This is a genomic window from Campylobacter sp. LR291e, assembly GCF_008633915.1.
Classification (GTDB): domain Bacteria; phylum Campylobacterota; class Campylobacteria; order Campylobacterales; family Campylobacteraceae; genus Campylobacter_D.
On record NZ_VJNV01000022.1, the window covers coordinates 57056 to 70888 of the forward strand.

The following is a 13833-nucleotide window of genomic DNA, read 5'->3' on the forward strand; positions in this document are numbered from 1 at the left end:
TAAGGGCTTTTTATTCTTATAATTTAAAAAATATTTTTAATCTTTGCATTTATTTTTTTTTGCTAGAATTTAACAATTTTGAAATTTAGGAAAAAATATGAATAAACATATCAAAAAAATTATTCAAATTAGTATGTTAGGTGGCATTGCTGCTATTAGTGGTGGTGTTTTAACAGCTTGTAGTACAGAAGAAAATGTCCAACAAGCACAACAAGGTGCCTTTGTGATAATAGAAGAAATAGCCCCAAATCAATACAAAATAAAAGACCAATTTCCAAGCGATGAAACAAGGGTAGTTTTAAAGCAACTTGATGGCAGTGAAAGGGTATTAAGTAAACAAGAAATGGATGCTTTGATAAAAGAAGAAGCAGCTAGGATTGACAATAACACCTCGGCTTTAATAAGCGATAATGCCCAATTAAGTAGCGGAGGTTTAAGCTTAGGCGAAACCTTACTAGCTAGTGCAGCTGGTGCTATTTTAGGTAGCTGGATAGGTTCAAAGCTTTTTAATAATCAAAATTTTGCGAATCAACAAAGAGGGGCTTTTTCAAATCAAAGTGCCTATCAAAGAAGTGTAAATAGCTTTAATAATGCAGGTGCTAAAAGTAGCACAAAATCAGGCTTTTTTGGTGGAGGTTCAAAAAGTTCGTCCTCGTCTTCTTTTGGTTCTTAAAGGTCAATAAAATGAAATTTTTAGAACTTGAAAAATTACAAAAAGATTATTTAGAAAATATGGGCTTTTCTTGGCATACTGATACAGATGGAAGTGATTATATAGATAATAACTTAGTTTGCGTTAGTCACAAAGAAGCAAATGCGTATTATGAGGCCGCTAATGAACTTTATGATATGTTTGTAAATGCAGCACAAAATGTAATTGATAATAATAGATTTTCAGAACTTAATATCCCTTTTAATTTAATTGATGCTATTAAAATGAGCTGGGAAAATGATGTGCACTGGCACTTATATGGTCGTTTTGATTTTGCAGGTGGGCTTGATAATGAGCCTATAAAATTAATTGAATTTAACGCTGATACGCCTACTTCTTTATTTGAAAGTGCTATTTTACAATGGGCGATTTTAAAACAAAATAATCTTGATGAAAGTGCTCAATTTAATAATATTTACGAAGCCTTAATGGATAATTTTAAAAGATTAATTAGCCTAGAAGAAAATGTCGAAAATTTTGAAGAACTTTATAGGGGTTGGAAAATTCTTTTTTCAAGCATAGCAGGCAATAAAGAAGAAGAACTTACCACTAAGCTTTTACAACATATAGCCATTGAAAGTGGCTTTAAAACGAGTTTTGCTTATGTTGATGAGGTGGATTTTTCAGAGAATGGAATTTTTAAAAATAATGAGAATTTTGAATACTGGTTTAAGCTTATCCCTTGGGAAGATATAGCTATAGAAGAAGGCGAATTAGCCATGCTTTTAACTCAAATAATGCGTAATCAAAAGGCTATTATTTTAAATCCAGCATATACCTTGCTTTTTCAAAGTAAGGGCATAATGAAAATTTTATGGGAACTTTACCCAAATCACCCCTTATTGCTTGAAACAAGCTTTGAACCATTACAAGGTGATTATGTAAAAAAGCCTTTTTTTGGCAGAGAAGGGGCAAATATTAGCATAGTTAAAAATAAAAAAATAGTGCATGAAAATATCGGCCCGTATGGCAATAATCCTTGCATTTATCAAGCCTTAGCTACTTTTAATACTCACAAGGATAATTTTTATCAAGCTGGAGTATTTTTTGCCTTTGAAGGCTGTGGTTTAGGCTTTAGAAAGGGTGGGACGATTATTGATAATGTTTCAAAATTTGTAGGACATATTATAAAGGAGAATTAATGAAAATTGTATGTTTAGATGCGGCAACCTTGGGAAATTATGATTTAAGTGTGTTTCAAAATTTTGGCGAGTTTATTAGCTATCAAACAACGCCAAAAGATAAGGTTATAGAAAGATTGCAAGGGGCAGATGTAGCCATGGTTAATAAGATTATCATGGATAAAGAAGTGCTTAGCAATACAAATTTAAAGCTTATTTTAGAAACTGCAACAGGGGTTAATAATATAGACTTAGAATATGCAAAAGAAAAAAATATTATAGTAAAAAATGCAGCTGGTTATTCTACAAAAAGCGTAGTACAGCACACTTTTGCTTTGATTTTTGCCTTTTTAAATCAAATAGTTTATTATGATAAATGGGTAAAGGATGGCAATTGGACTAGGAGTGAAATTTTTACTGATTATAGTGCTATATTAACCTCTATTCAAGCTAAAAATTATGGTATCATAGGACTTGGGACTATAGGAAAAGAAGTAGCAAAAATCGCAAGTGCCTTTGGGGCAAATCTTTGCTATTATTCAACAAGTGGAAAAAATAACGATTCAAATTATAATCAAGTTAATCTTGAAGAATTGCTTGAAACTTGTGATGTTATAAGTATACACGCACCCTTAAATGAAAATACTAAAAATCTTTTAAAAGAAAAAGAATTAATGCTTTTAAAAGAAAATGCTATACTTATAAATATGGGGCGAGGTGGCATTATAAATGAAGAGGACTTAGCTAAGGTTATAGATAAGAAAAATATAAGAGTTGGACTTGATGTGCTAGAAAAAGAACCTATGATAGCAAATCACCCACTTTTAAGCATTAAAAATAAACAAAATTTAATCATAACCCCTCATGTTGCTTGGGCTAGCACAGAAGCTGTGGAGGCCTTAATGAAAATTGTTTATACTAATCTTTTAGAATGGGTAGCAAATGGCAAGTGAACATAGTTTTGATATAAGTGCTAGTGTTGATTTACAAGAGCTTAAAAACGCCCTTGAACAAGCAAAAAAAGAAGTTGAAAATCGCTACGATTTAAAGGGCGTAAAGACTGAGTTTTTACTTGATGAAAAGCAAAATATCTTTAAATTAAGAAGTTCAAGCGAGACTAAGCTTGAAATTTTAAAGGATATTTTAATATCTAAGCTTATTAAAAGAGGTTTAAATTCAAATGCTATTAAAGAACTTTCAAAGGAAAGTGGGGCTATGTTTTCTTTAAATTTAAAGGTAAACTCAAGCATAGATAGCGAGAATGCAAAAAAGATTAATAAGACTATAAAAGATAGTAAATTAAAGGTAAATTCTAGCATTAGAGGGGATGAAATTCGCGTTGTAGCTAAGCAAATTGATGACTTGCAAGCTGTAATTAGCCTTGTTAAAGGCTTAAATTTAGAATTAACACTAAGTTTTAAAAACCTAAAATGAAAAAAAAATTTATCTTTTTATGCTTGATATTTATAGGGCTTTTTTTAAATGCTTGTGCTAGTAAGAATGAAAATTTTACTTCACAAAGCGTTTCTATTTTTATTTTTTCACCTAACATTAGGCTAAATGATAATGGTTTTTTAAAGCAAGATAAACAAAAAATACATTTAGAAGTATATAAATTTGGCAGGGCCTTTTTTGAATTAAATATAAGTGATAAAATTTGTACAAGTGGCGTTTGTTATGATAAAACTAGCTTTAATAAGAAATTTTTTAAAAATGTTTATTATGATGAGTTTTTAGAGGATATTTTGCTTTTAAAACCTTTATTTAATGGTAAGAATTTAACTAATACAGATTGTGGTTTTTATCAAAATTTAATCTCTAAAAATTATGAAATTTTATATGAAAAATGTGACGAGGGCATTAATTTTAGGGATAATATCTCACACACTAGCATTCGTTTGCTTTATATTTAGGAAAGATTATGCAAGATTTTAGGGAATTTTTAACAATGAGCGTTGAAAAAACAAAAATTTTCAAGGAGCTTAAATGTTCTAAAAATGAGGGTTTGATACTTCAAGAACTTTGTAAAAATTATGTCAATGCAAATCCAAGCGTAAATACCTCTTCCTTGCTTAGTACAGCCTTTAAAAATAAAAATTATGAATTCTTAGATTATTTACAAGATGTTAAAAATTTAATCGCAAGAGGTTTTATAGTGCAAAGTTCTGGCTTTTTAAAAGCTATTAATTCTAATAAAATTCAAAATTCAAAATTAAGTCTTTTGCAAAATGATTTAAGTTTAAGTGAGTATTTTTTGGAATTTTTAGAAAATAAGCCTAGAATCAGCCTTGATAAAACCGAAGCTTATACTGATTTTTTAGAATATTTAAAGGACGAATTTACTAGGATTGAATTTTATGAAAAACTAAGCTTTATGAAGTCAAATTCCTATAATATAGAGCTTAAAAAAGAGATTGCTAATTTTGAAAAATACATAAAAACTCGCCTTAAAAAAAGTAAATTTTACAATGTTTTAAACGCTATTTTTAAAGAATATGCCTTAGAAAAAAAAGAACAAATCATTTTCATAGCCCTTTTAAAAGAAGAATATACCCTAAGCGATGAAAATTCAAGCAATAGGGAGTTAAATTCGCTTTTATCTTTGATAAGTGAAAACGAGCTTGATTTAAGGCAAAATAAAAAATTCTTAGATGAGGGCTCAAAGCTTATAGATAATGGATTAATTGAAGGCGATGAGTTTTTTAGTAATTTCGGGCAGATTAATAAAAGCTTTTTTATAAGCGATGATATTTTGCAAAGAATTATTAATGTTAGGGGTAAGCAAAGTGCTAAGATTAAGCTTGAAAATGCTATTAAAGAACAAGATATTTTTGAGTTAATTGAACCAAGCACAGATATAAAAGATGTAATCATGCCTGAAAATACGCAAATACTGCTTGCAAATATCTTAAAACAACAAGATAAAAAGGTGCTCGAAAGGCTAAATTCTTGGGGTATTAAGACAAATAAAAATATAGAAGCAAAGATTATTTTTTATGGACCTGCAGGAACGGGTAAGACAATGTCAGCACTAAGCATAGCAAAATCAATGAAAAAAGCCGTTTTAAGCTTTGATTGTTCTAAAATTTTAAGTAAGTGGGTTGGAGAAAGCGAACAAAATGTGCGTAAGATTTTTGATACCTATAAACATGTTTGTAATTCTTGTAAACAAAGTCCTATTTTACTTTTAAACGAGGCAGACCAGTTTTTAAGCACTAGGATTAGTGGGGGTAGTGGTAGCGATAAGATGCATAATCAAATGCAAAATATTTTCTTAGAACAAATAGAAAGATTTAATGGGGTTTTAATAGCCACTACAAATTTTTTAGAAAGCTTTGATAGTGCGTTTTCAAGACGTTTTGACTATAAAATAGAATTTAAAAAGCCTGAATTTAAAGACAGGCTTAAAATGTGGCAAAAATTTTTACCAAAAAATGTGGAATTTGACGAGGAATTTAACTTAAAAACACTTGCAAATTATGAGTTAAGTGGGGCTCAAATTTTAATGGTTATTAAAAACACTGCCTTAAGGGCTGCAGTTTCAAAGGAGGGTAAATTTTTAATGCAAGATTTTTTAGATAGCATTAGAAAAGAACTTGACTCAAGCTTTGATAAAAGCAAGATTGTAGGCTTTTGATATGAAAAATATTTGCATTATACCTGCACGTGGTGGTTCAAAAAGAATTCCAAGAAAAAATATTATAGATTTTTGTGGCAAGCCCTTACTTGCTTATAGCGTTGAAAATGCTTTAAATTCTAAGATTTTTGACGAGATCTTTGTAAGTAGTGATGATGATGAAATTTTACAAACTGGTATTAAATTTGGAGCAAAGGCACTTTTAAGGGATGAGAATTTAAGTGATGATTATACTACTTCTTCTCAGGTGATTAAAGAAAACATTAAAAAGCTTATAGAAAGTGGCGAAAATTTAGACTCTGTGTGTTGTCTATACGCAACTGCTCCATTAATAAACGCTGATATTTTAAAAAAGGCTTTTGAAAGATTTAAGGAAAATAAAAGCAAGTTTTTATTTGCAGCAACTGAGTTTGATTATCCTATACAAAGGGCTTTTAAGCTTGATGAGAACTTTCAAGTTTCTATGTTTGATGAAAGATATTATAACTCCCGCTCACAAGATTTAACTAAGGCATACCATGATAGTGGGGCTTTTTATTTTGGAAAGGCTAGTGAGTGGTTAAGTGAAAATATAATGTTTAGACCACATTCTAGCGTATTTTTATTGCCTAAAAAATTAGTTTGTGATATAGATACCATGCAAGATTTAGAATTTGCAAAATTGCTTTATAAGGCAAATTATGAAAACATTAATTAGGGTGGATAGTTCTTCAAAAATAGGCTTTGGGCATATTAAAAGGTGCCTTGTTTTAGCTAAACAATATAGCGAGGTTAGCTTTGCTTGTCTTGATCTAGAAGGGGCATTAATTGAAGAAATTCCTTACGAGATCTTTATACTTGAAAATGAAAGCATTTTTGAACTTATAAATTTAATAAAGGCTGAAAAATTTGAGTTTTTGATTATAGATAATTATAATATTAGTGCAAATGATGAAAAGCTTATAAAGCTTGAAACGGGCGTTAAAATTTTAAGCTTTGATGATACCATAAAAGAACATTTTTGCGATATTTTATTAAATGTAAATGCCTTTGCAAAGGCAAGTGATTATGATGGACTAGTACCCTTTAAATGTGAAAGAAGATGCGGTTTTTCCTATGCCTTGTTTAGAGATGAATTTTATGAAGAGGTAAAGAAAAAAAGAAAGAAAATTTATGATTTTTTTATTTGCTTAGGAGGCACTGACATTAAAAATCTAAGCATACAAATAGCCCAAGACCTGCCCCAAGATAAAAAAATCGCCATTGCTACAAGTAGTTCAAATGCTCATTTAAAAGGGCTTAGAAGATTTGCAAATGAAAATGAAAATATAAGCTTATTTGTAAATTATGACAATATCGCAAAGCTTATGCATGAAAGTAAAAAGCTTATTATAAGTGCAAGTTCTTTGGTAAATGAGGCCTTACTTTTAAAGGCAAATTTTAAGGCTATTTGTTATGTGGATAATCAATTGCCAACTGCAAACTGGCTTGTTCAAAAGGGCATTGAGGTGGAGTTTATACAATGATATTTTTAAAGGATTTTACTAAGCTTAATAGGGCTGAACTTTATCTTGTGTTAATGTTTAGGAATGATAAAAAAATCGCCTCTTTTATGCATACAAAAGAAATTTCTTTAAAAACTCACTTAGAATTTATTGAAAATTTAAAAAATGATAAAAGCAAAAAATATTTTTTAGTCTTTGATGATGATGAAATTTTAGGCGTTATTGATTTTGTAAATATAAATAAGCAAAGTTGTGAATTTGGTATGTATCAAAATCCTTATTTAAAGGGCTTTGGGACTATTTTAATGAAAGAGATTAAAAAATATGCCTTTGAAAATTTAGGATTAAAAAATTTAAATGCTAGGGTGTTTAAGGACAATGAAAGGGCTTTAACACTTTATTTAAAGCATGGTTTTAAGATTATAAAAAAGGATGAAAATATGATTTATCTTAGCTTAAATGGGGGGGGTTAGCTTAATTTACGAGAGGCTTGCCTCGTGAAAATAGCTATATTAACTAGTAAAAATCAATGGTTTATACCCTTTGCTAAAAAATTAAATAAAAAGATTAAAGATAGTAAGCTTTTTTATTCGCATGATGATATAAAAGATTACGACATAGTTTTTATACTAAGTTATCATAAGATTATAGATAAAAAAACCTTATTGAAAAATAAAGAAAATGTAGTAATTCACGCTTCAAATTTACCTGCCTTTAAGGGCTTTGCCCCTATGTTTTATCAAATACTTAAAAATTATAAAAATATAGTTTTTTCTTGTTTAAAGGCTGATATAAATGTTGATAGTGGGGATATTTATTTTAAAAAGACCCTGCGTTTAAAGGGCGATGAGTTATATGATGAGTTAAGGACAAAGCAAGGGGAATTTGTAATAAAACTTTGTCTTCATTTTTTAAAACTTTATCCAAATTTTAAGCTTAAAAAGCAAAATGGGGTTGAGAGTTTTTGCAAGAAAAGAAATCCAAAAGATAGCGAACTTAACATTAAAAAAAGTATAAATTCGCAATTTAATCTACTTAGAATTTGTTCTAATGAAGAATTCCCAGCCTTTTTTTACAAAAATGGAAAGAAGTATATTTTAAAAATTTATCGCCAAGATTGAAATTTGAAAATATCAAAAAAAAACCTTTTAAATTTTAGCTAAAATTATGGATTAAATAATTATAATTTTAGCTATACAAAAAAGGGTTATTTTATGAAATTTACAAAGTCACAAAAGCAAATTTTTGATAAGAATCTTAATAATTTATTAAATGAGAATTTAAAAATCTCACTTCAAAATATAAAATCAAGCTCCTATAAAGTAGTTATAGGCGAAGATTCGCTTGATATAAATTTAAAAAAGGGTGATGATTTTTTATATGATAATGCCTTACAAGAAACACTTTCAATGCAGCAAATTTACAAGCAAAAATATATTTTTTACCCTGTTTTATACTTTTTTGGCTTTGGCAATGGAATTTTATTTAAATTGCTTTTGCAAAATAAGTACTTAAAGCATATCATAGTTTTTGAACAAGACATAGAGATTATTTGGACAATCTTTCATTTGGTGGATTTTAGTAAGGAGTTAAAGGATGACAAAATCATACTTTTTGATATCAATCATAGCGATACTAATTCTTTTGTCTTAACTACCTTATTTAGAAGTATCCCTATGCGTTATTTTTTAAGGGTATATTTTTTAGAACTTAGCTCAAAATACTATGAAAAAAAATTTCATCAAGAAATTCTTGATTTTAATAAAAAAATAGCAGAAATAATCCATTATGTTATATTAAATCAAGGAAATGATTCTAATGACGCCCTAATAGGCATAAATCAATTAGTTTATAATCTTGATAAAATGATAACTCATCCAAGCCATGAAAGCTTGATTAAAACAAGAAAGGTTAGTGGTAATCAAACAGCCATTCTCATAGCAACAGGTCCTAGTTTGGTAAAACAGCTTCCTTTACTTAAAGAAGTTCAAAACAAGGCAGTTTTATTTGTAGCAGATAGTGCTTATCCTATACTTTATAAGCATGGAATAAGACCTGATTATGTTTTATCCTTAGAAAGAGTTGTTGCAACTGCAAGATATTTTGACAATGATTTTAAGGAATTTGATAAGGATATAGTCTTTATATTCTCACATTTAATCCATAAACAAAGCATAGAAAATTTAGAAAAAAATAATAGAAATTATATTTTAGCATTAAGACAACTAAGCTTTTCTGATAGCTTAGGGCTTAATCATTTTGGATACTTAAACTCAGGTCAAAGCGTAGCCCATTTATCCTTTGGTCTAGCTTGTATGTTAAATTTTAAAAATATCATTTTAATAGGGCAGGATTTAGCATTTTCAAGCGATGATGGAAGCACCCATGCTAGTGGACATGTTTATGGTAATTATGGTGGCTATACTGGCAAAGAACACGAGATAGATTATAGCTTAAAGGTAAAGGCCTATGGTGGCAAGGGAGAAGTTTCTACAAGAAATGCTTGGAATATCTTTCGTATAACCCTACAAGAACACATAGTACAAAGTAAATATTTTGGCATTACAACTTATAATTGCACAGAAGGTGGAGCACGTATTGAAGAGTGCATTGAAGAGCCTTTTTTACAAGTATGCAACAAGCTTTTAAAGGATGATTTAGTTAAGGGGGGGGGCTTAACACCTTTTTGTCTAGCTAAACAAAATGAGTTTTTACTTAGGGCTTATGCTAGAATCTTTAAAAATTTAAGTATAGCACAAGATATTAAAAAGCAAATTATCCAAATTAAAAATAGTATCATAAATTCCTTAAATAACATAAATAACGCAAATGAAGAAGAGAAAAAATTTATCTTTGAGTATAGTTTTAATGAGATAGATAAGCTTAAAAAAATAATAGTAGATGAGTCTTGTTTATCAGATATGTTTCAAGCCTTGTTTTATCAAAATGAATTAAATATGGCTAAACTGTATGTTTTTAATCCACAAAATGAAGCAGAGATCATGCAAAAAAAGATTTTTTGGATTAATACGCATTTAAATTATTTTGATGAAATTTATGGGCACTTAAATGTTATGCAAAATAGCGTTTTTGAAAATTTAACCCCTCTTGAAAATATCATAAAAGAAAGAAAGCTTAGCAAATACAGAGATAAAATTTTCAATAAATTAGCTTTAAAATTACAAGGTTAAGCATGGAAAAAAGGCATTTTTTTGTAATAGGTGGAGGAAGTTTACAAGCTGATTTGATTTTATTGGCCAAGAAAGAATTTATAGTTCATTTATTTGATTATAATGAAGATTGCTTTTGTAGGGATTTAGCTGATATTTTTCATTTAATCTCAATAGATAAAAAAGAAGAAATTTTAAAACTAGCCAAAGAATACAATATAATAGGCATTGCAACTTGTGCTACTGAACTTGGAAATTTAAGCACTTGTTTTGTTGGAGAGCATCTAAATTTAGGAACAAATTCCTATGAATGTGCTCTAAATACTACCGATAAACTTCGTATGAAAAAAATTTTTGCTAAGCATGATATAAAAAGTGCTGAATACATCATTTTAAAAGAAGAAAAGGACTTAGAAAAGATTAAAAGCTTTCCTGTTGTTATAAAGCCAAGCGATAGGAGTGCAGGTAGGGGAGTGGTTAAAATTTATGATAAAAAGGATTTAAAAAATGCCTTTGAAAATGCACTGAGTTTTTCTTTTAATAAGATAGTCTTAGCAGAAAAGGAGTTAAAGGGTAAGCAAGTAAGCATTGAGTGCATAAGTTCAAATAAAAAGCACCAAGTTTTAGCTATAACAAGGGAGTATTTTAGAAGAGGCGAATTTGAAGATGATTTTTTAGAAACCATGCATTTAATGCCAGCAAGATTAGATAAGGATGATGAAAATTTAATAAAAGATTTTGCTATAAAAATTTTAAATGCCTTTGAAATTTGTTATGGGGCAAGTCATATTGAGATTAAATTTGACCCTGATACAAAGGAGATAAGTGTAATTGAGATTGCTAGTAGAATGGGTGGTTTGCGAGATTTTTTAATGCAAAATTCCTTAAATATTAATTATTTACAATTATTACTTGATGCTACCTTAAAAAAGCCCTTAAAACCTATATCAATTAAGCCTAGTTGTACTTGTTTGGATTATTTTATTTATACTAAAAAAGACTATGAATTTTATAAAGCTTTAAAACAATATAAACCCGAACTTTTCATAAAAGAACATATATTAGCAAATGAAAATACCAAATTTTCTTACCCATCTTCTTTAACAGATTCTCATGGGTATTATTATATAAAACTTGATTTAGACCAAGACATAAAACCCTTTATAGAACAAAATTTACAAGCTATAAAAATTTAAACTTATTTTTATAATAAATATGCTTTAATTTCAGTTTCAAATAAGCTTATTTTGGAGCTTATTCTCATTTTATAGTTTATTTTAAGGACTTTTTCATGCAAAGAAGACAATTTCTAGCACTTTCTAGTGCCTTTTTTGTTTCACTTGTCTCTTTAAAGGCAAATGATTTTTCTAAGGTAAAATTAGGATTTTTACCTATAACTGACCATTTTTTAATGATAGCTAAGGAACTTTACCCTGATAGCTTTCAAAGCATTAAATTTAACTCTTGGCCTGATTTAAGCGAGGCCTTAAGGGCTGGTAGCATAGACGGGGCTTTTATGTTAAATCCACTTGCCTTAAAACTTTCAACGCAACTACCGTTAAAATCAATTATGGCAACTCACAGAAACGGGTCGGTCCTAAGCGTAAAAAAAGAAATCAATAGCATAAACGATTTAAAAGGTAAAAAGATTGCTATACCAAGTCGTTTTTCTACTCATTTTTTACTTTTAAACACGCTTTTAACGCAAAATAATATTAAGCTAAGTGAAGTAAACTTAATAGACATGGCACCAAGTGAAATGCCTTTTGCTTTAAAAAATGGCTCAATTGATGCCTTTTTAGTAGCCCAGCCCTTTGGAAATTTGGCAAATTCCTTAAATATTTCAAAAAGTTTAAAATTATCAAGCCAAATTTTGCCAAACCACACTTGCTGCCAGTTTGTAGTAAATAAAAATTTATATGAAAATAAAGATAAATTGCAAGGTCTTGTTAATAATTTTGTAAAAACTGCTAAGTTTATAAATGAAAATAAAGACGAAGCTATAATCTTAGGCAACAAGGTTTTAGGGCATAAAAAAGAACTTTTAGCAAGTGTTATAAGAGATGAAAATTTGATATCTTTTTCGAATTTAAAAGTTAGCCAAAATGATTTTGACATAGTAATTTCGGGCATGAAAGATGCAGGGGTAGAAAATTTTAACATTTCATATAGCGATTTTGTAGATATTTCTTTTATAACTAAGGCTTATGTTAATAATGCTTAGTTTTCGCCTTTTATCCTTAGTTTTATTTGTCCTTGTTATAGGGCTTTGGCACTTTTTAAGCATTAAGGGCTTTTTTGTAATCATTCCAAGTCCCTTAGCTGTTTATGAGTGCTTTTTAGCAAATTTAAATGTCTTGCAAGTGGCTATTTTTGATAGCTTAAGAAGATTTTTTATAGGCTATATTTTAGGGGCATTTTTAGGGGTAATCTTAGGTCTTATTTTAGGTCGTTTTAGGCCGCTTGAAATTTTACTTGAACCTTTTACCCAGTTTTTAAGACCACTTTCTCCACTTGCACTCTTACCCTTAATAGTGCTTATCTTTGGCATAGGTGACATTGGGGCTATTTTTATAATAGCTTATTCTGTATTTTTCCCTATACTTTTTTTATGTATTAGTGGGGTTAGAAATATACCAAAACAAAGGCTTTTAATGGCTCAAAATTTCGGGGCAAATGAAAGGCTTATTTTTTATCATATCATTTTACCAAGCACCTTCTTAAGTATAGCAAGTGGCTTAAAACTAGCTGCAGCAATAGCCTTTATACAACTTGTAGCTGCTGAAATGTTAGGTGTTCAAAGTGGTCTTGGATATATGATTATTGATGGTAGAAACTTACTTCAAGTTGATTATATCTTAGTAGCCATTATAGTAATAGGCTTTTTAGGCTTTGTACTTCAAATTTTATTTAGTCTCTTAGAAAATTTCATTAAAGCAAGAATGGGTCATAAATGAATATAGTTTTAAAAAATGTTAGCAAGACTTATTCTAACAATATTATTTTGTCAAATTTAAATTTAAGCTTTAAGGATGGCGATTTTACCACGCTTTTGGGGGCTAGTGGCTGTGGAAAAAGCACACTACTTAATATAATAAGTGGCTTTGAAAGCTTTGGTGGAGAAATTCTTATCAATGAAAAAGCCTATAAAAATAGCTTAACAATTGATAATACAAGAATTAAAATTTTTCAAGATTACGCCCTTTTAGAATATAAAAGCGTTTTAGGAAACGTACTTTTTGCCTTAACATGCAAGAAAATTCCTAAAAATAAGGCATTAGAAAGGGCTAAGTATTATTTAAATTTGGTAGGACTTTATGAAAAAAGGGATAGTTTTATAAATGAGTTAAGTGGAGGTCAAAAGCAAAGGGTAGCACTTGCAAGGGCGTTAAGCGTAGAACCTAAAATGCTTTTGCTTGATGAGCCCTTTTCTGCCCTTGATAACTTTACTAGAAAAAAGCTACAAAATGAGCTTTTAAGCATAGTTTCTAAGCTAAAAATGAGTGCTATTTTTGTAACCCATGATTTAGAAGAGGCTGTGTTTTTAGGAAATAGAATTATCATTTTAAAGGAAAGGGGTGAAATAGTTGGCGATTTAAAGGGCTTAAAAAATATCACAAGTAGACAAAGCCTTGAATTTAACGCCTTAAAAAATGAAATAGAAAGTCTTTTAAAGGGAAAAAGTAAAGATGAGTATTATATCTAATCA

At 29.3% G+C, this 13833-nt stretch carries 15 protein-coding genes; all 15 read left to right on the forward strand.

The annotated features are described in order from the left end of the window. The first annotated feature begins 97 nt into the window (after nt 1–97). The 15 genes from FMM58_RS04315 to FMM58_RS04385 all read left to right on the forward strand — a co-directional run bounded on the left by FMM58_RS04315 (nt 98) and on the right by FMM58_RS04385 (nt 13830). Nucleotides 98–673: a UPF0323 family lipoprotein gene (locus FMM58_RS04315; protein ID WP_150140045.1), complete on the forward strand. Its 576-nt coding sequence runs from the start codon at nt 98–100 to the stop codon at nt 671–673. A gap of 11 nt (nt 674–684) precedes the next feature. Next, a complete protein-coding gene (locus FMM58_RS04320) occupies nt 685–1854 on the forward strand; it encodes a glutathionylspermidine synthase family protein (RefSeq protein ID WP_150140046.1) in 1170 nt (389 codons plus the stop codon). Further along, nucleotides 1854–2786, forward strand: a complete 933-nt coding sequence (locus tag FMM58_RS04325; protein ID WP_150140047.1) for a D-2-hydroxyacid dehydrogenase — start codon at nt 1854–1856, stop codon at nt 2784–2786. Before FMM58_RS04320 ends, FMM58_RS04325 begins: the two co-directional genes overlap by 1 nt. Next, entirely contained in the window at nt 2776–3267 is a 492-nt protein-coding gene (locus tag FMM58_RS04330) for a YajQ family cyclic di-GMP-binding protein (RefSeq protein ID WP_150151065.1), read from the forward strand. The genes FMM58_RS04325 and FMM58_RS04330 overlap by 11 nt, the downstream gene beginning before the upstream one ends. Next, on the forward strand, nt 3264–3746 hold the full coding sequence (locus tag FMM58_RS04335; RefSeq protein ID WP_150140049.1) for a hypothetical protein: 483 nt from the start codon (nt 3264–3266) through the stop codon (nt 3744–3746). The genes FMM58_RS04330 and FMM58_RS04335 overlap by 4 nt, the downstream gene beginning before the upstream one ends. Nucleotides 3747–3754: 8 nt before the next feature. Further along, a complete protein-coding gene (locus tag FMM58_RS04340; RefSeq protein WP_150140050.1) occupies nt 3755–5470 on the forward strand; it encodes an ATP-binding protein in 1716 nt (571 codons plus the stop codon). A 1-nt stretch (nt 5471) separates the two neighbouring features. Then, entirely contained in the window at nt 5472–6167 is a 696-nt protein-coding gene (gene pseF / locus FMM58_RS04345; protein ID WP_150140051.1) for a pseudaminic acid cytidylyltransferase, read from the forward strand. Continuing rightward, nucleotides 6151–6975, forward strand: coding sequence for a UDP-2,4-diacetamido-2,4,6-trideoxy-beta-L-altropyranose hydrolase (gene pseG, locus FMM58_RS04350; protein WP_150151062.1), 825 nt, complete (start codon nt 6151–6153; stop codon nt 6973–6975). Before pseF ends, pseG begins: the two co-directional genes overlap by 17 nt. Next, nucleotides 6972–7427 carry a UDP-4-amino-4,6-dideoxy-N-acetyl-beta-L-altrosamine N-acetyltransferase gene (gene pseH, locus FMM58_RS04355; protein ID WP_150180434.1) on the forward strand — a complete coding sequence of 152 codons (456 nt, stop codon included), beginning with the start codon at nt 6972–6974 and terminating at the stop codon, nt 7425–7427. The genes pseG and pseH overlap by 4 nt, the downstream gene beginning before the upstream one ends. 24 nt (nt 7428–7451) lie before the next feature. Then, nucleotides 7452–8075: a formyltransferase family protein gene (locus FMM58_RS04360; RefSeq protein ID WP_150180435.1), complete on the forward strand. Its 624-nt coding sequence runs from the start codon at nt 7452–7454 to the stop codon at nt 8073–8075. A gap of 93 nt (nt 8076–8168) precedes the next feature. Beyond that, nucleotides 8169–10145, forward strand: coding sequence for a motility associated factor glycosyltransferase family protein (locus FMM58_RS04365; RefSeq protein WP_150180436.1), 1977 nt, complete (start codon nt 8169–8171; stop codon nt 10143–10145). Between the two features lie 2 nt (nt 10146–10147). Continuing rightward, on the forward strand, nt 10148–11320 hold the full coding sequence (locus tag FMM58_RS04370) for an acetyl-CoA carboxylase biotin carboxylase subunit family protein (RefSeq protein ID WP_150180437.1): 1173 nt from the start codon (nt 10148–10150) through the stop codon (nt 11318–11320). Nucleotides 11321–11415: 95 nt separating this feature from the next. Beyond that, nucleotides 11416–12348, forward strand: coding sequence for an ABC transporter substrate-binding protein (locus tag FMM58_RS04375; protein WP_150140058.1), 933 nt, complete (start codon nt 11416–11418; stop codon nt 12346–12348). Beyond that, nucleotides 12332–13081 (forward strand): ABC transporter permease, encoded by a 750-nt coding sequence (locus tag FMM58_RS04380; RefSeq protein WP_150180438.1) that lies wholly within the window; start codon nt 12332–12334, stop codon nt 13079–13081. Before FMM58_RS04375 ends, FMM58_RS04380 begins: the two co-directional genes overlap by 17 nt. Further along, nucleotides 13078–13830, forward strand: coding sequence for an ABC transporter ATP-binding protein (locus tag FMM58_RS04385; protein WP_150140060.1), 753 nt, complete (start codon nt 13078–13080; stop codon nt 13828–13830). Before FMM58_RS04380 ends, FMM58_RS04385 begins: the two co-directional genes overlap by 4 nt. The last annotated feature ends 3 nt before the right edge of the window (nt 13831–13833 follow it).